Below are 16072 nucleotides of genomic sequence, written 5' to 3' on the forward strand. Positions count from 1 at the left end.
ATCCGCCCTTCGACGTGCTGGTGATCCCCGGCGGCGTCACCACGGCGGTCGAGACGGATACGGACGTCATCGACTGGCCGGCCCGGCGCCGACAGACCTCCGCCCTGACGTTCAGCATCTGCACCGGTGCCTTCCTGCTGGCCGCCACCGGGGCTCTGGACGGCCGCCCGGCCACGACCCACTGGGAGGACCAGGAAGAGCTGGCCCAGCGTTGGCCGGACATCCAGGTGCGCACCGATGTCCGGTGGGTCGACGACGGCGACATCGTCACCTCTGCGGGGATCAGCGCTAGCTTGCACATCGTGGGCCGGCTCTTCGGCTGGCAGCTTGCCCGCCGCACGGCCCTCCAGATGGAATACGACTGGACAGGCGAACACACCGCCGAGGCCGGAATCTGAAGCGTCCGCCGACGGTCGGTCCCGGGCAGGGCACCTCCGGCACGCTGCGTGGCGCACCATGCCGGAGGCGTCCTGCAGAAAACCACTCCGGGCCGCTGGACATCGACCGGACCGTCGGGGTCACCGACGCGGGAGGTCCTACTTGTCGGCGATGAGCGTGCCGGCCGCACCCCAGCTGTCCGCCGGGACCTCGTGGATCCACACCTGGACGGTCTCGGCCGGGATCTTGTACGCGTCGACGAAGGCGTCCGTGACCCGCTTGACGAGCTCGCGCTTCAGCTCGACATCGCGGGGACCCTGCTGAATGGTGACGATGGGCATGACCGAACTCCCTTGCCAGCGGCGGCTTCCCGGCCTTTCCGGGTCGCTCACCGGCGTGACCCCAGTCCATCGGATGCGCGCGGCCCGACCAAGAAGCAGACCGCGACCGCAACGATCAGCTCTCGTGATCGTTGCTGGTCGGGAGTGCCGGAAGCGCCTTCAGGAGTACCTCGAGAGCAGCGGGCGGGGTCGCGCGGCGGACGGCCAGGCCGATGGGCAGGGCCAGGCCGGGGGCACGGAACGGGCGGAAGGCGACCCGGGGGCTGGCCAGCACGCGTGCCTGGGCCGCGTACACCACGGTCCACATCGGTATGGAGCCGGCACCGATGGTGGCGAGGGTGTCCTGCAGCGAGCCGCTGACCGGTCCGGGCAGCGGTTCAAAGCCGACTGAGTGGCAGGCTCCGACGACCAGGTCGACCAGGGCCGGGTTGTTTCGGCGGGCGGTGATACAGAGTCGCAGGCCGGCCAGTTCGGCGATGGCCAGTTCCGCCTCTCGGGCGAGTGGATGGGTCGCCGGGAGGGCCGCTACCAGGGAGTCCTTCCACAGAGGCAGGATCCGCACGCCCGGGGCGGGCTCCAGGGAACGTACGAACGCGGCGTCGAGGCGGCCGTCCGCGACCTGCTCGAGGCGGTCGTGAGTCGAGGCCGAAATCAGCTGCACCGCGGTGTCGGGGGCGAGGACGGCCAGGGCGCCGAGCACCCTGTCCAGGTATTCACCGAGACCGGTGCTGGTGCCGAGGCGCAGGCTGGCCCGTTCGCGGACGGCGGCCCTGGCCCGTTCGGCGGCGGCGAGCACGGCCCGCGCCTCGGGCAGCAGCCGCTCCCCCGCGCCGGTGAGCCGAACGTGGCGCGGCGAGCGGTCGAAGAGATCGGCCCCCAGCTCCCTTTCCAGCCACTGCACCTGCTGGCTGACCGCCGACTGCACGATGTGCAGCCGCTCGGCGGCCCGACCGAAGTGCAGTTCCTCGGCGACGGTGACGAAGTAGCTCAGCTGCCGCAGTTCCATCTGCCGACTGTAACCGTCGAGGTCGGACGACCGTCCAGCCGAGTGCGGTGATCCGTACGGCCGCGGCCTGCGGGAGGGCGCGGCACCGGGCGGCGGCGGGGCCGGTACGTCATGGTTGTGTCACCGGAGCGGCACAGCGCTGTGCCCGCGGGAACTCCTGCGGGGCGCTCCGCCGTGTCCGTCGGCGTGCGGGCCGGCGATGGGCCGGTGGCGATCCTCCGGAGGTTCCCAATGCAGTACACAGCAGGTGTCCAACGGAGCGCGGCCGCACTGGTGGTCGTGGCCGCGACCGCCGCCCTGATGACGGGCTGCACGCCGTCCGGCGAGGCTGGCGCGGCCGGCAGGCCTTCGCAGTCCGTGCAGTCACCGGCTCCCGGGGCCGCCGCGGGCGGCAGCAGCTCCAGCGGTACGGGGCAGGCGAAACCTGCCGTCTCGGTCTCCCCTACCGTGTCCGGTGGTAAGGCAAAGCCCTGCACGATCGACGACGTGAAGGTCACGGAGGCCCGCCAGGCCGCCGTCCGGCCGCCGGGCACGGGAACCGGCGCCGCCGTCGTCGCCGTCGCCAACGTCTCGAAGAGCGCCTGCACGCTGCAGGGATTCCCCACCGTCGCGGGCGCGGGCAACGGGTCCCCCGACAAGAACGTACCGCTCGCCACGACCCACAGCGGCTCGGCGGCCACGGTGTCCCTGGCCCCGGGTGCCCGTGCCTGGACCAAGCTCACTTTCGTCAACGTGCAGGGCGAGGCCGATGGTTACTGTGAGTCCGGCGCGACGCCCGCCTCGTTCCCCACGCTCGTCGTCGGGGTCCCGGGCGCGGGCGCGCACCAGACCGCCCTAGACGACGGAATCCTCGCCCTGTGCGACAACAAGGCCACGGTCACGGCCTATTCGGCGACGAAACCTTCGTGATGCGCTTGGGTGCCCCGGTGTTTCGGTGACCTGTTCACACTGCACCACGAGCGGGGCCAAGGCCGGGACGGAGGCGAAGACCGCGGTCAAGAACGGCGCGAAGGCTGACAGGGCCGCCGCCGCGGATAGGGCCGCGAAGTCCGCGACCTCCACCGGCACCGAGCCGCAGGGCGCGGCCGGACCCAGGCCGCGGACGACGCCGAAATGCTCTGACGCGCCGGCCAGCCTGCCGGGAGGGCGCCGCGACCACGCCGCGGGACGCGGCGCCCCCTCCCGCATGCGTCACCGCGCCCGGACGGCTTCGGCGCGCACGGACATGGCGTGCGCCGCCCGCACGGCCGGATCACCGGCCTCCAGCAGCTCGGCCATGGTCCGGCCGTCGGGGACCTCGAACCTGACCGCCTCGGGCGTCGTCCCCATGCGCAGGACCCCGAGGCTCTCGTGGCACGCCGCCATCACGGCGTAGAAGCGCATCTCACGGTCGTAGGCGGCCTGCACGGCGGGCATGCTCTGCGAGTCGTAGTGGAGGGACGACACGGGGACGGCGTTGTACCCCTTGGGGACCTTCCCGAACTTCCCCATGAGGGTGTCGATGTTCAACCCGTTCAGGCCGAACGCGCAGTGCACCCACCCGTTTACCTCCGTGCGCGGCCAGATGCCGTACGCGTCCGGCTCGTTGGCGGAGGCCATCGCGCCGGCGACGGCGAACACGTGGCGCCGCACCATGGGGTGCGTGTAGATCCCTTCCAGGTACGACCCCATGTGCTTGCGGTGGACGTCGAACAGGGCGTACAACGCGGTCACGGCGCAGGACAACCTGAAGTACGCCGTGACCGTACTGAATTCCCGCCCCTTCTCCCGTGCCGTGAGCCGTCCGACGTCCTGGGCGAGCATCACCCAGTGCGTCGCCATGACATCCGCGTCCGTCTCGGCGAACCGCCTGAAGTACCGCTCGTCCTCGGGGGTACGCACCACGTCGAGATGCTTCATGGCGCGCAGCTGCGGGCCGTGCCGACGGTATACGTGCGCAGCTTCGTGGCCGATGATGAACATCAGGGCCAGGGACGTCATGGAGGCGACGTCGTAGGCAGCCTCCGGCGTGCAGACGCCGGAATGCAGCACCTCCAGTTCCTTCCGCCAGTCCGTACGCGCGTCCGGTGCGCCGAACAGCGGATGCAGTCCCCGGGGTAGTCGCCAGAGGGACTCCCACTCCGCGTCCACATCGAGGTTCAGCATGACCTTGCTGCCCTGGAGGTATCCGCACAGGAGGTCTGCGAGGACGTAGAACCGGCAGACGAGCCCGAGGGGAATCGTGATCACGTGGTGGTCTCGGGCAGTCTCCTTGGCCCGGCAGGTGAAGAACGGGGAATCTACCAGTTCCACCGTGGTGCGGACCCCGATGGCGCGGTCGAAGTCCGACAGATGCGCCCGCATGATCATGAGCGAGAACCGGCACGCCTCCACTGCGTCCTCGGACATGAACGCGGGGAAGCCGGCCGGCTGCACCGGCCCGCCCATGGCCTCGACGAACTCAGTCGCTTCCACTCGGGCCATCCCCCCGCGTTCCGGTACCGCACAGCTGGTGGAGTCCCGCGTGCACGACCTTCACGGCCAAGACGGTGGCCGGCACGTCCAGCCCGAGCTGTGCGTGCAGGACGGCATCGACGACGGCGGCGGCCAGGAGCCGGTTGCCCTCACCGGGGCTTTCCGCGGCCCGCATCACCGCGGGATTCCCGCAGACGGCTTCGCGCAGCCGTCCCTGGATGGAGGCGAACCACCGGCGTGCGATGAAAAGTCGCTCCTCGTCGTCGTCCTCCCGGCTGCCGAAGTCCTCGCCGACCAGGTGCTGGGCGATCAACAGATCGATCTCGCGTTCGGGCAGTTCCAGGAGCTCTGCCAGCCCGTTCCGCATGTTTCCCCCCGGAGGTACGCGTTTTCCCCCAGTGTGCCGTTCGCCGGGTCGCGGGCGCGGGCGATTCGGGGAAGCCGCCGCCTTCCTCTTCGGCCGGCGCCAGCCCTCCGGGGGCCGCCCCGGCGGGTGTGGTGGTGGAGCGGGAGCGGGCGGCGCCCGGGGAGACCCGGACCCGCGAGGCGGGCGCCGACGGCGGCACCATCAGGGAGTGGAGGGCCGCATCCACGAGGCCGCCCACCAGGGCGGAGGCCGAGGCACCACGGCACACGGGAGGGGGAACCGGCGGCCCGGGGCGGGAAGGGGTAGCACCCCCGCGCCCCCGCCGCCGGAACTCGTCCCGCGAGCTCCGGGCCGACGGCGACGCGTACGGGAGGGCCGTCAGAGGTGGAGGTGGAACAGGAAGGCGTCGGTGCGCACGAGCGCGGCTGTCAGGAGGCGGCCGAGTAGCCCCCCAGGCACGTGGACGCCCCAGGCGAGTGCGATCAGGAGGCCGGCCACGAGGGCCGGTGCCAGCGTGACGTACGGCTCCAGCGGAGTCCCCGGGAAGCCTGCCTGGGCGAGCTGGAGCACCGCCAATCGCCGGCCGGGGCGCGGATGGTTGGACAGGAGGGACCGCGGCCCGCCCGGCGCGCTCCACCACCCCTGTGCGGCGGCCGCGATCCGCTCGGTGCGCTCGGCGGCGGACAGTAGGGCGGTGAGACCGGTGCGGGACCGGCCGGTGACGGAGAGGATGTCTGCCTCGTGCTCGCGGGACCGCAGCACGAGTTGGGAGGCCGTGAGGACGAGGGCGAGGAGCAGCAGGGACCGCCCCGCGTATTCCCCCCAGAACGGGTCGGCGAGGACGTGCCGCAGCGCCCGGCCTTCCCGCCGAGCCTGTACCGCCAGGTTGACCGGGGGCGCGGCGAGGACGGCCACGGCCGCCCCCAGCGCGCTGCGGGTCAGCCACACCAGGCGTACGTCTCCGGCGGCCACGTGGGCGACCTCGTGCCGGATGATCGCCTCCGCCCTTTCGGGCGCCAGGGCGGCGAAGCCGGCGGGCAGCACGACGATGGGGGCGCCCGGTGCGCCGACGGTGAACGGCTCCTCCCAGCCGTCGGCCGCCTGGGCGACCCGCGGCCGGATCCGGCCCCGCAGGTCCTCGGAGGCCTGGTCCGCCCGCTCCTGCGCCCCTGCCGGGGCGGGCGCCAGGGGCCCGGCCCGCCGTAACGCCCATCGGGGCAGCAGCCACAGGCCGGCGCCGCCGAGGACAAGGACCGCGGCCGAGCCGGTCAGCGATACCGCGGCCAGACGCTCCGCGACGGGCCGTCCACAGCGCATGCGCCACTGCTGGCGCACCTCCGCGTCCGTGTCCGGCTGCTCCTCCGTCTTCGGGGCGGGGTACCGGTGCTGGGCCTCGCTGATGCAGCGCGACTGGGTCTTGGCCCACGCGATGCCGAACAACTGGTTGTGGACGAGCTGCCCCGCGAACGTCCCGGCCAGGAGCAGGACACCGACGAGCAGGACGTAACGGCTGCCGGACGGGGAACGCAGGAGGCGCAGGGCCTGCGCCGTCCGGCCGGTCGGCCGGGGCGCGGCGGTCCGTCCGGTCCCGGCCGCTGCCGCCGGGGCCGGGCCGTCGAGCCGCGTCACACTCCCGCCCCGGGTTCGGGCGGGTCCTCCAGGGCCGCGGCTATGGCCTGTGCGAGGGCCTCCGCCGGATCCGCCCCAAGGCCGAGCCGCTGGACGAAGAGGATCAGGAACGCCGTGACGAACGCCGTCCGCTCGTCCTCGGACCAAGACGTCCGCCGCTCCACCGCCAGACGCGATTGCTCCACCACCGGGGCCGGCTCCTCCCCCGGCTCCTCTCCCGGCTCCTCCCCCGGCTCCGCCCTCCGCTGTCGCAGGCGGCCCAGCAGGACGGCGGCCTTGCGGCGGGACACCTCGCCGAGTCCGTCCACCGCGTGGCCGACGACCCGCTAGCCCACCACGCCGAGCACCCACGCCACGGCGGGCAGCACGTACAAGGGCAGGTCGGCGACGCCCACCCCGGTGCCGACCGCGGCCCCGCGCCGGCGGGCTGCCCGCTTCTGCGGGTCCGCCTCGAACTCCGCGAGCAGGTCGTCGAATTCGCGGCCGCCGCTCACCTGCGCGGGCAGGGTGGCGAACACCGCCCGTGCGGTGCGCTCCAGGCTCTGCCGGCGGAAGGGTTCCGGGGCGTCGGGCCGCGGCACGGGAACGGCGAACGCGGCCCGGCCGCGCCCGAAGAGTACGGACATGGTCCCCCCATGGAGCCGCGGGCCGGGGTGCCCCGTACGGCGCGATTCCGTCAGCGTAGTGAGGAGTCGGCCGGTTGCCGTCGTTTCGCCGAAAACCGGGGCTGGTGTGCCGGGCAGGGTCAGTGGGGCTGATGGGGCTGGTGGGGTCGTCCGGGCCTCAGCGCTTCGGCCAGTGCTACAGGATTTCGACCACCAGTGCCACAGGAGTTCGACCAGGGGAGGCCCCTCGGGCGAAGCCCCTGGTCCCGGGGGTGCGGGCGGTGACTTCCGTGTCGATGCCGAGTGTGGCGGCGTGTTCGACGACGTGCTGGCGGTAGCCGCCGTCGACCCCAGACCTTGCGGATACCGGGGGTGCCCGGCAGCGACCTGGTCCAGGAGCGGGGTGCCGGCCGGCGGCGTCCTGAGCGCTCGCCGCGGTGACCAGCACGGCGAGCAGGAGACCGATGGTGTCCGTTACGATGCTCCGCTTCCGGCTTACGATCCTTCGCCCGCGCCGATGCCCCGGCTGTGGGCGTGAACGCTGGTGGAGGTCTTGACGCTCTGGGCGTCGATCACACACGCCGACGGCTCGGCGTCCCGTCCCCCCTTCTGCCGCAGCAGTTGCCTGAGCAGGCCGCCCAGCTGGACGAACACGCCTTCCTCCGCCCATTTGGCGAAGTATCCGTAGGCCGTGTTCCAGTGCGGGAAGTCATGCGGCAGGCAGCGCCACTGGGCTCCGGTCCGGTCCACGCACAAAGGGTTCCTGGTCGGCTGGTGACGACCTCCCGGATCGCCCCGTGGACGCGTGGTCCCCGCGGGCCCCGCGCGGATGGCTGAAACACCCTCATACCGGCCCCACTTGGCGAGCTCGATTGTTTGGCGAACACCTAATCGAGTAGGCGTACATCTGTGCGTCCGCCGTTTTCCATCGTGTTCCAGTCACCCCTGGTCCGTGCGTGGTGACACCCCGTACGGATCGTCCGCCGACGACGCCGCCGCGCCACGCGGCGTCCCCCTCGACCCCAGGAGCACCATGACCCCGATCCTCTTCGTCTATGCCAAGGGCGGCCCTCCTCTGGAGTACACGGTCCCGCGCCTCGCCGCCCACGCCGAGGTGCATGTCCTGGCGCTCGCGCCGTTGCCCCGAACCACCGAGTCGGTGTGGCTGCCCGGGTGCGCGTCGGTCACCACGGCCCCGCCGGGCGAGGGGGTGGAACTGGTCGATCTGATCTGTTCCCACGCCCGCCGCGTCGGCGCCGAGGCGGTGCTGACCCTGTCGGAGTACGCGGTGGTGGCCGTCGCCCACGCGAGCCTGCGGCTCGCTCTGCGCGGTGCTGGCGAGCGGGTCGCGGGGGCGCGGGATAAGCGTCTGATGCGCCGGATCTGGCGTGACGCCGGGGTGCCCGTACCGGGGTTCGCGGAGGTCCACGCCCCGGAGGACATCACGGCCGCCTTCGAAACCCTGAGGCCGCCACTCCTCCTGAAGGCCGCCTGGAGCGCGGGTTCCACGGCCCACCTCACCGTGTGGAACGAGCAGCAGGCCGAGGCGGCCTGGAAGACCGGACGTTCCGTCATGGAAGCCTCCTCCACGCTGGGTTACGCGGAACTGCACGCCGCGGACGAGGGCGTCAGCGATTTCCTGCTGGAGGAGATCGTGACCGGAGAGGCCTCCGATTGGTTCGACGGGGACGGGTGGGGCGACTACGTCAGCGTGGAGGGGATCGTCGCCGACGGCCGCTACCACCCGCTGTGCATCACCGGGCGGATGCCGACCATCGCGCCCTTCACCGAGCGGGCGAGCCTGGCGCCGGCCGCCCTCCCGAACGCGTTGCAGCACCGGATCGAGGAGGTGTCGCGCGCCGCCGTCGACGCGCTCGGACTCGACACCTGCGCCACCCACACCGAGATCAAACTCGGCGCGGACGGGGCCATGTGGCTGATCGAGACCGCCGCCCGCTTCGGTGGCGTGATGACCACCCGGCAGGTGGAGACCGTCTTCGGGCTCGACATGATCGGCATGCTGGTGCGCCAGTTGCTCGGCCGGGAGGTCGCCTACCCGGAGCGGATGCTGACCGAGGGCGAGGGCGCCGCCGGATCGCTCGTCGTCCTCGCCGTCGACCCCGAGGGCCGGCCCTGGACCGAACTCCCGGCCTGGGACTTCGAGGCGGTCGACTGGCCCGCCCTGGTCGCGCCAGGATCGCGCGTGGAGCTGGTGCGCGAATGCAGTCTCGCGCCGGGCAGTCCGGTCCCGCCGTACGAGGAGGCGGGAGGGGCCAATTCCATGGCCGCGCTGTGCTACCTCACCGCCGCGTCCGGGCCGGAGCTGCTGGCCGACTGCGGCCGCATCCTCGCGGCCATGCCGAACGCCCTCACCGCCCCTTCAGTCGCCCTGACGGCCGCCCCCACCGCCACCGAGTCCTCCGCCCTTCCCGCCGACCGCTCGACGCCCGGGAGCACCGCATGACGAACGCCGGAACCATCACTGCCGCGCCGTCCCCCCGGGGCGCCGCCGTGGACACCCTGCTCACGCTCCCCCTGTTCGAGCAGTTGGCCGGGATGCTCGGCGGGCACCCGTACGTGAAGGTGGTCGTGGACCGCGACCAGGGCCTCTGGCACGTCCTCGACAGCGCCGTGCACTCCTTCCACGTCAACTACATAGCCACCGAGATCCAGGGGCTGACCCTCGAGCAGCTCGACACCGAACTCGACCGCTTCAACCATGACGTCTACCAGGACCCGGCGCGGCGCTTCCTGCTCGGCGTCCTGTCGCTGCACTCCCGGGGCGGCCCGGAGCGGGACGAGCCGTTCATGGTCCTGGAGACCACCGAGGCCGACACCATGGGCGCGGACCTGTTGATCGAGTTCCACGCCTTCGTACGGGCCCACCTCGATCCCGCGCTCGAGCTGCTGGTGAAGCCGGCCAACCACGGGCAGGAGAACGCCCTCGCGGCGGTGCCCGAGACCGTGGTGCCCCGTGCACGGGGTCACGCGCTCCTGGCGACCGCGCCCTTCGTGCCGTTGACGCTCGCCTCGGCCACCGGCCGGCTCCGCGCCTTCGCCTCAGGCGAGGAGTACATGGCCGCCCGCGCGGACCTGACCTGGTATGACATCGTCGCCATGCCGGTGGTCCCCGACGACATCCCGCGGCTCGCCGGTTTGATCAACGCCCAGCCCACCACTCCGCTGTCGCACACCAACATGCTGGCGGCCGGTTGGGACATCCCCAACGCCATCGTCCGCGGAGTCCTCGACACGATCGCCGACGAGAAGCTGGACGGTGCCTGGGTCCGTTACGAGGTCACCGTCGACGGGTTCGTCATCGAGCGCGCCGAGGAGCCGTCGGACCTCGCCGAACCGACGTGGCACACGCAGCGGGTCCGCCTCGACGCGCCGCATGTGACGGACGTACCGCTCGTGCCGCTGTCCGCCTTACGGACCGGCGACCGGAACCGCTACGGCACCAAAGCGGCCAACCTCGGGGAACTCCACCACGTACTGCGCCACGGATCGGGCCGGCTGACCGGCTACTACTCCGTGCCCCGCCCGCCCCGGGCCGACCTGCTCGGTCACCTGGCCGCCCGGCTGGGGATGCCCGACGACGGCGATCTCGCCCAGCACGCGGGCGAGTTCCTGACCCGGCACGTCCAGGCGCCGACAGGCATAGCCGTCCCCTTCTCCGTCCAACAGCGCTTTTTGGACTCCTCGTCGGCCGTGCAACAGAGCATCGGCAAGCTGAAGATGGCCCTGGAGCTGGACTCCATGGACGCCGTGGACACGGTCTGCCTCCAATTGCAGCACTTGGTGCGCACCCTCCCGGTGCCCGAGGACCTGGTGCGCGCCCTGGACACGCAGCTGGTCGAGCATCTGGCGGGCACGGGCCGCTTCGCCGTGCGGTCCTCCTCGAACGCCGAGGACCTGCCGGGCTTCTCCGCGGCCGGGATCTACGAGTCCCACACCAAGGTCACCGATCTGCCGGGGCTGCTGGACGCCATCCGCCAAGTGTGGGCCTCGTTGCTCTCCCCGCGCAGCGTGCGGCTGCGCCATCAAGCCGGAATCTCTCTGGACGACACCTACATGGGAGTAATCGTCCAGCGCTTCGAGCCGTCCCCGCTCGGAGGCGTCATGGTCACCTGCAATCCCACCAACCGGGCCGACTTCCGCAACGTGTACCTCAACTGCGCGCACGGGTCCACGGCTGATGTCGTCGACGGCCGGACGATGCCCCTGCAGTACCTGTACAACACGGTCGAGGGCGGCGGCCGCACGATCTCGCTCGGCGCGGCCACCGAGGACCTGGCGCAGGACACGCGAGCCCACCTGGGTCGGCTGGCGCTGGCGGGCCGCCTGCTCCAGTCCCATTTCGCCACGGACTACACCTTTGCGGGGCCGCTCGACATCGAATGGCTGCTCGGGCCGGGAGGCGCGCTCCACATCCTCCAGCTACGCCCGTACAGCGCCTGACCCGTCGGCACTTCCCCGCGTACTGTCCCACCCGAAGGTCGCCCATGCCCATCTCCCTGCGCACGCGCGTGAAACGCCGCGTCCGTCCGCCCGCCGCGGTGCTCCGCGTGATCCGACTCAACAACGGGTTCCAGCTGTTGTTCAACCTGCTGTGGTGGATGCCGGTCTTCTACCAGTACCAGAAGCAGGCGGGCCTGTCGGACAGCCAGATCTTCGGCATCCAGAGCGTCTACTACGTGGCGTTCTGCCTGCTGGAGATACCCACCGGCTTCATCGCCGACCGCATCGGACAGCGCCGCTGCATGCAGCTCGGGGCGGCCGCGATGACCGCGGCGAACCTGCTCCCGGTCTTCTCGCCGTCCTTCGTGGGCTTCATGGCGCACTTCCTGGCCATCGCCGCCGCCCGCTCGCTGGTATCCGGGGCCTCCAGCGCCTACCTGTACGAGTACCTGCACGAGCACGCCGCGGACGATCACTACGTACAGGCCGAGGGCACCGCCCGCGCGCTCGGCCTCTGGGCGAAGATCGCCTGCTGGCCACTGGTCGGCGTCCTGATGCACGTCCGGCACGAGGCCCCCTACGTACTGACCGCGCTCTCCACGCTCGGTTCGCTGGCCTGCGCCGCGGCCCTCCCGGCGATCGCGGCGCCCCGCGGGGGCGGTCACCCGCCCGCGGAGCGCGTCGGGCTCCTCGATTCGGCCCGCCAGGCCGCGAAGGTGCTCGGAACGTCACGGTCCCTCGGGCCTTTGATGGTGCAGGGCGTGGCCGTGTTCACGCTCGCCCGCATCTGCCAGGTCAACCTCTTCCAACCGCTGCTCCTCGAAAAGGACCTCCCCGTCGCCGACCACGGAGCGGTTCTGTCGGCGATGACGGTCGCCGAGGCCGTTGGTGCGGCCAGAACCGGGTGGTTGCGCAGCAGACTGTCCGACACCACCGTGGTGAGCGTCCTCAGCGTGGTCATGGCACTCACGCTGGCGGCCACCACGCTGTCGGGAGGCCTGGGCACGATCCTGTGGCTGTGCGTGTTCGCCGCCGCGGTGGGCCTTGCGTACCCGGTGCAACGCAACCTGATCAACGCGGCCATCCCGCCGACCCCCTACCGGGCGACCCTGCTCTCGGTGGAGTCCATCATCGACCGCGGCGTGTGCGCGCTGGTGGCGCTGGCCGTCGGTGCCTACCTGGCGGCGGACCGCCTCGACGCGCTCCTCGTGCACGCGGCGGCGGGCACCTGTCTGCTGCTGCTCGTCGTGGGCGTCGTCCTGGGGCGGCTGCGTCGGGGCGGGGTGCGGCCGGCCGCAGGTCAGCCCTGATACGGCGGGACGGCCGCGCGCGGCGGCCAGACCCTGGTGTCGAGGATGCCGAGGGTGTAGGCGCGCGCCACCAGAGCCGGGGCGCGAGTCCGCGTCGAGTGCGACGCGCAGCTGGCACCCGTGGTAGTCCAGGGCCTGGCGCGACAGACCCAGGTCGGTGGCGATGGCTCCGTTGGACCGGCCGCCCTCCATGAGGGAGAGGACCCGCAGTTGCACGGGGCTGACCTGGACTGTGGCGCCGAACTCGACGCTGGGCGAGGAAGGCGCGGATATCGGCCGGGCGGTGCGCCACTCCGATGGCGACGTCGTCATAGCGGACGCGACGCCAGCCCTGCTGGTCAGGCGGGTGGAGGACCAGCTTGGCGGACATGGGGCCCAGCCTCTGTCGCACCCACCGCGTCGGCATCCCTTGGCATCCGAACGGGTGACCTCGCCCGCGCGCCGATCGCCCAAGAGTGGCGCCCGTCTGCGGTAGGCCCACGGCAAAGCGTCCGCCGTGACTCTGCTGCGCACCCAAGAAGCACCCGGAAATCGTCCCGCCTCTGCCTCCGTGAGGTCCGGGAGTGCCGGCCAACGGATGAACCGATCAGCTGGAGGCGAGTACGGAGTCGTCGAGGGTGCCCGTGCCAGGCAGGTGGTGACGAGCGGCGATCAGGGCAGCGTGCACGTCCGTCGTACCGGTGGCCACACACAGGGCTCGCTCGACATCTTCGATCTCCTTACGCACGGGCGAGTCGCCTTCTGCGGCATCAAGTACGGACAGTGCCCAGTATCGGTCGACGAGGCCGGGGAGCACGGCCGGGTGAGCCATCAACATGGGTGGTTGCCTTTCGCCAGGGGATCGATCAGATGGCCGTCGCATACCCCGTCGATCACCTTCGAACCCGGGCCTGCTGGTCGGCGGCACCTCACAACCACCGTCACCAACAGGTGGTCCCCGCCACACCGGGCTTCGCGCCGCTGTCGCCAGATCGTCTCGAGTCGGGTGTGAAGGACCGTTCCATGGGCATGACTCGTTCCCGCCCCGCCTCCCGCGTCCGGGGTGTCGGTCCTTCTTCGGCTGACTCAGAGCGATCTACCTCCTCCGGAAACACGTAGTTCAGCGCACCCGTCCAAGTGCTTTCAGCGGCACCGGCGGAAGTTGCGGAGCGGGGATCGGAGGGCCGTCGTAGCCCTTCACTTCGCCGTCGCGGGTGCCCTCCATCCAGTCCTGGCGGGCCTGTACGGTCTCCTCATCGCTGCGCCCAATCCAGTTGTTCCAGACCAACAGGTCCGGGCCTTCACCAACTGGGCGCCCGACAAAGACCGACATCCGGCCCAGGTCGGTGAACATGCTCCGACCACCAGAGACGGTTCGGCGAGAGAATGGACGCGATCGGCAACAACTGCTGACCGTCGGCGCGTCCGGTCGGGAGCTCCCCCGGCAGGGCGGCCCCACTCCCCCGTCGCAGCGTGCGTTTCAGCGGCGGTGTGCGCAGGTCCAAGCCCCCATGCCCTGGATCTCGGCGAGTCTCCTCGCCGTCGCGATCTGCTCCGCCTTTGTGGCGAGGTCCGCGCGTGGTGCGTACTTGCGGCCTCCTGCCGCGTTCCAGCTCGACTGGGTGAACTGCAATCCGCCGTAGTGGCCGTTGCCGGTGTTCGCCCGCCAGTTTCCGCCGGATTCACACCGTGCGATGGCGTCCCAGTCACGGTTCGGTTCGGAGTGGACCGCAGCGGCGTTAGCCCCGGAGGCGTTCATCAGGGTCACAGTCAACAAGACTGCAGAGGCCAGCAGTTGGCCGATCACGCTCCGGCTTCGCCGGTCCTTGCGTTGGCGCGGCATCAGTCCTCCTTCGCTGTTGGGGCGGGCCTGCCACGACCAGCGGGTCGGCCCGTGTACGACCACGTTCGGGCCGTTGCCACAGCACAGCACGGGTCGGCGTACCTTCAGCGGCACTTGCCGTCGGCGAAGGAGTAACGCCCCCCGAACGGACGCTCTACGGTCCCTCGTCAGGTCACCCCTGCGCAGAAAGAACCTGTCCCGGCCGTGACACGACGAGGTGACCGGCTTCAACCAGTGCACCCTCCACGCCGCCCCGGCACTACCATCGCCGTCGTCGACCAAGATCGCCATATCGACGGGCCTTGTGGCCAAGGCGGAGCGCGTTGGCACCGACCTCGTCGACGAAGGTCTCCATACGCCACAGGGCCGGATCGTCCGGATGTTCGGACCGCCCGCACCCTAGCTGGTCGTAGAAGACGACCGGACGCCCGCTCTCATCGGCGAGCGCCGCCACGTCCTCCATTTAGTCATGGGGGCAGCCCAGTCCGCCGTTGATCACCAGCAGAGGCAGCTTCCCGGCGGGCCCGGGCAGCTCGCCCACGGCCCGGTACCAAGTGCGGAACCCCCGGAACGGCACGAACCCCTCGGCCACGCCCATGACGCACCTCCTGGCGACATCCGCCCCTCATCACCCTTCCGGTACATCCGCTGCTGGGAGCCGGCCCGCTCCCCGAGGGCGTGGAATGCCTGCCGCCTCCGACCTGCGAGGAGTGGAGTCGGCAGGACAGATCTGAACCCGCGATTGTCGCGGATCCGAGAGCGGCTCGACCTCGCCGGCCGACTCCGCCGCACCGCCGCACCGCCGCACCGCCGCACCGCCGCACCGCCGCACCGCCGCACCGCCGCACCGCCGCACCGCCGCACCGCCGCACCGCCGCACCGCCGCACCGGAAATCGTCTTGCGGATCAGGGTTTCGGATCGAGTGTTCTTGGCGAAGAACTTCAACCATGGGCTTATCACCGGTTGCCGGTCATCCTGCTGTCGCCGTTTTCCGTGAACCCCGAGGCGGGCGGCCCGTCCCGGTGCTGGGCCCCCGGGTCGATGACGAGGCGAAGCGCACCACGCGCGTGCTGGCCGGGGTGGCGACCCATACCGGACCTGTCGAGCAGACCCTCGCGCTGCGGCAGGCTACTGCGGTTGCCGACGAGTTGGTGGCCGCGTTGTCGGATCTGGCCCCGGCCGTGGCCGGTGAGGAACTGCCGGCGGATTCGACCAGTCAGTCCTACTTCCGGGTCCGCGAGGGGGAACTGTCAGATCAACAGGCCGCCCTGCACGGTGCCCTGGTCATCCACCGCGGATTGGAAGACCTGTGTGACGCTCCCCTGTCGGGTCCCGACCTCGCCCTGGAAGTGGCCGGGATGCGGCAGTCAGTGCTCGACCTCATCGGCGCAGCGGCGGACGCCGACCCTGACGACGTACCGCCGGTGGCCGTCCCCGAGCCTGGTGCGGGGGCGCCGTCGGAGAGTGTGTGGAGTGCTCGTTGGCTCATCGGCCACCAGGTCCATGTCCTGTTCAACGTCTGCGCCGCGGTCGCCATGGCCGACGCCACCCGCCATCTGCGGGACGGCGACCGCGATGCCTCGATGCTGCGGTTGGCGGACGCGACGGTGTACGTACGTGGTTTCCCGGCGGCCATGACCCACGCCAGTACGGTCCCAGCCGATTACTACATGGATGCGGAATCAACGGCCCAGTAGG

The 16072-nt window shown here is 71.2% G+C and carries 18 protein-coding genes and 1 pseudogene; 6 read left to right on the forward strand and 13 right to left on the reverse strand.

Annotation, left to right across the window (positions count from 1 at the left end; all coding sequences use genetic code 11):
- The first annotated feature begins 20 nt into the window (after positions 1 to 20).
- Positions 21 to 398: a DJ-1/PfpI family protein gene (locus OG299_RS01290; RefSeq protein ID WP_442817574.1), complete on the forward strand. Its 378-nt coding sequence runs from the start codon at positions 21 to 23 to the stop codon at positions 396 to 398.
- A gap of 138 nt (positions 399 to 536) precedes the next feature.
- Here the strand turns inward: OG299_RS01290 and dmpI are convergent, their stop codons facing one another.
- Positions 537 to 719 (reverse strand): 4-oxalocrotonate tautomerase DmpI, encoded by a 183-nt coding sequence (gene dmpI / locus OG299_RS01295; protein WP_053690240.1) that lies wholly within the window; start codon positions 717 to 719, stop codon positions 537 to 539.
- Positions 720 to 834: 115 nt separating this feature from the next.
- Entirely contained in the window at positions 835 to 1725 is an 891-nt protein-coding gene (locus OG299_RS01300) for a LysR family transcriptional regulator (RefSeq protein WP_327360093.1), read from the reverse strand.
- A gap of 231 nt (positions 1726 to 1956) precedes the next feature.
- Between OG299_RS01300 and OG299_RS01305 the strand changes: the two genes are divergently transcribed.
- Entirely contained in the window at positions 1957 to 2634 is a 678-nt protein-coding gene (locus tag OG299_RS01305; RefSeq protein WP_327360094.1) for a DUF4232 domain-containing protein, read from the forward strand.
- 282 nt (positions 2635 to 2916) lie between these two features.
- Here the strand turns inward: OG299_RS01305 and OG299_RS01310 are convergent, their stop codons facing one another.
- From OG299_RS01310 to OG299_RS01335, 6 genes and pseudogenes are all read right to left on the reverse strand, one after another.
- Complete coding sequence (locus OG299_RS01310; protein ID WP_327360095.1) at positions 2917 to 4179, reverse strand: hypothetical protein; 1263 nt, start codon at positions 4177 to 4179, stop codon at positions 2917 to 2919.
- Positions 4166 to 4546 (reverse strand): hypothetical protein, encoded by a 381-nt coding sequence (locus tag OG299_RS01315; RefSeq protein ID WP_327360096.1) that lies wholly within the window; start codon positions 4544 to 4546, stop codon positions 4166 to 4168. The genes OG299_RS01310 and OG299_RS01315 overlap by 14 nt, the downstream gene beginning before the upstream one ends.
- Positions 4547 to 4924: 378 nt before the next feature.
- Positions 4925 to 6175, reverse strand: a complete 1251-nt coding sequence (locus tag OG299_RS01320; protein WP_327360097.1) for a M48 family metalloprotease — start codon at positions 6173 to 6175, stop codon at positions 4925 to 4927.
- Entirely contained in the window at positions 6172 to 6465 is a 294-nt protein-coding gene (locus tag OG299_RS01325) for a hypothetical protein (RefSeq protein WP_327360098.1), read from the reverse strand. Before OG299_RS01325 ends, OG299_RS01320 begins: the two co-directional genes overlap by 4 nt.
- Positions 6466 to 6501: 36 nt before the next feature.
- The gene (locus OG299_RS01330) at positions 6502 to 6801 is read right to left on the reverse strand and encodes a hypothetical protein (protein ID WP_327360099.1); all 300 of its coding nucleotides are present in this window, start codon (positions 6799 to 6801) and stop codon (positions 6502 to 6504) included.
- Positions 6802 to 7033: 232 nt separating this feature from the next.
- Positions 7034 to 7536: pseudogene (locus tag OG299_RS01335) on the reverse strand (transposase); the annotation flags it as partial.
- A gap of 196 nt (positions 7537 to 7732) precedes the next feature.
- Between OG299_RS01335 and OG299_RS01340 the strand changes: the two are divergent.
- Genes OG299_RS01340 through OG299_RS01350 form a run of 3 tightly spaced genes read left to right on the forward strand, consistent with a single transcriptional unit; the run spans position 7733 to position 12551 of the window.
- Entirely contained in the window at positions 7733 to 9244 is a 1512-nt protein-coding gene (locus OG299_RS01340; RefSeq protein ID WP_327360100.1) for an ATP-grasp domain-containing protein, read from the forward strand.
- Complete coding sequence (locus OG299_RS01345) at positions 9241 to 11241, forward strand: PEP/pyruvate-binding domain-containing protein (protein ID WP_266637692.1); 2001 nt, start codon at positions 9241 to 9243, stop codon at positions 11239 to 11241. The genes OG299_RS01340 and OG299_RS01345 overlap by 4 nt, the downstream gene beginning before the upstream one ends.
- Before the next feature lie 44 nt (positions 11242 to 11285).
- Entirely contained in the window at positions 11286 to 12551 is a 1266-nt protein-coding gene (locus OG299_RS01350; RefSeq protein ID WP_327360102.1) for an MFS transporter, read from the forward strand.
- 586 nt (positions 12552 to 13137) lie between these two features.
- Here OG299_RS01350 and OG299_RS01355 read toward each other — a convergent pair.
- The 5 genes from OG299_RS01355 to OG299_RS01375 form a co-directional block, all read right to left on the reverse strand.
- Positions 13138 to 13413 carry a DUF5133 domain-containing protein gene (locus tag OG299_RS01355; RefSeq protein WP_327360103.1) on the reverse strand — a complete coding sequence of 92 codons (276 nt, stop codon included), beginning with the start codon at positions 13411 to 13413 and terminating at the stop codon, positions 13138 to 13140.
- A gap of 237 nt (positions 13414 to 13650) precedes the next feature.
- Positions 13651 to 13884: a hypothetical protein gene (locus OG299_RS01360; RefSeq protein ID WP_406513920.1), complete on the reverse strand. Its 234-nt coding sequence runs from the start codon at positions 13882 to 13884 to the stop codon at positions 13651 to 13653.
- Between the two features lie 126 nt (positions 13885 to 14010).
- A complete protein-coding gene (locus OG299_RS01365) occupies positions 14011 to 14289 on the reverse strand; it encodes a transglycosylase family protein (RefSeq protein WP_327364429.1) in 279 nt (92 codons plus the stop codon).
- Between the two features lie 343 nt (positions 14290 to 14632).
- Positions 14633 to 14836 (reverse strand): hypothetical protein, encoded by a 204-nt coding sequence (locus OG299_RS01370; RefSeq protein ID WP_327360104.1) that lies wholly within the window; start codon positions 14834 to 14836, stop codon positions 14633 to 14635.
- Positions 14837 to 14971: a hypothetical protein gene (locus OG299_RS01375; protein WP_327360105.1), complete on the reverse strand. Its 135-nt coding sequence runs from the start codon at positions 14969 to 14971 to the stop codon at positions 14837 to 14839.
- Positions 14972 to 15321: 350 nt separating this feature from the next.
- Between OG299_RS01375 and OG299_RS01380 the strand changes: the two genes are divergently transcribed.
- Entirely contained in the window at positions 15322 to 16071 is a 750-nt protein-coding gene (locus tag OG299_RS01380) for a 3-methyl-L-tyrosine peroxygenase-related protein (protein ID WP_327360106.1), read from the forward strand.
- The last annotated feature ends 1 nt before the right edge of the window (position 16072 follow it).

This window comes from Streptomyces sp. NBC_01296 (assembly GCF_035984415.1).
Classification (GTDB): Bacteria; Actinomycetota; Actinomycetes; order Streptomycetales; family Streptomycetaceae; genus Streptomyces.

Coding starts and splice junctions, on each gene's coding strand:
- OG299_RS01365 (WP_327364429.1), bottom strand. CDS start 14,289: ATGAACGCCTCCGGGGCTAACGCCGCTGCGGTCCACTCCGAACCGAAC.
- OG299_RS01305 (WP_327360094.1), top strand. CDS start 1,957: ATGCAGTACACAGCAGGTGTCCAACGGAGCGCGGCCGCACTGGTGGTC.
- OG299_RS01345 (WP_266637692.1), top strand. CDS start 9,241: ATGACGAACGCCGGAACCATCACTGCCGCGCCGTCCCCCCGGGGCGCC.
- OG299_RS01375 (WP_327360105.1), bottom strand. CDS start 14,971: ATGGGCGTGGCCGAGGGGTTCGTGCCGTTCCGGGGGTTCCGCACTTGG.
- OG299_RS01350 (WP_327360102.1), top strand. CDS start 11,286: ATGCCCATCTCCCTGCGCACGCGCGTGAAACGCCGCGTCCGTCCGCCC.
- OG299_RS01380 (WP_327360106.1), top strand. CDS start 15,322: ATGGGCTTATCACCGGTTGCCGGTCATCCTGCTGTCGCCGTTTTCCGT.
- dmpI (WP_053690240.1), bottom strand. CDS start 719: ATGCCCATCGTCACCATTCAGCAGGGTCCCCGCGATGTCGAGCTGAAG.
- OG299_RS01315 (WP_327360096.1), bottom strand. CDS start 4,546: ATGCGGAACGGGCTGGCAGAGCTCCTGGAACTGCCCGAACGCGAGATC.
- OG299_RS01355 (WP_327360103.1), bottom strand. CDS start 13,413: ATGCGACGGCCATCTGATCGATCCCCTGGCGAAAGGCAACCACCCATG.
- OG299_RS01370 (WP_327360104.1), bottom strand. CDS start 14,836: ATGGAGGACGTGGCGGCGCTCGCCGATGAGAGCGGGCGTCCGGTCGTC.
- OG299_RS01360 (WP_406513920.1), bottom strand. CDS start 13,884: ATGTTCACCGACCTGGGCCGGATGTCGGTCTTTGTCGGGCGCCCAGTT.
- OG299_RS01330 (WP_327360099.1), bottom strand. CDS start 6,801: ATGTCCGTACTCTTCGGGCGCGGCCGGGCCGCGTTCGCCGTTCCCGTG.
- OG299_RS01300 (WP_327360093.1), bottom strand. CDS start 1,725: ATGGAACTGCGGCAGCTGAGCTACTTCGTCACCGTCGCCGAGGAACTG.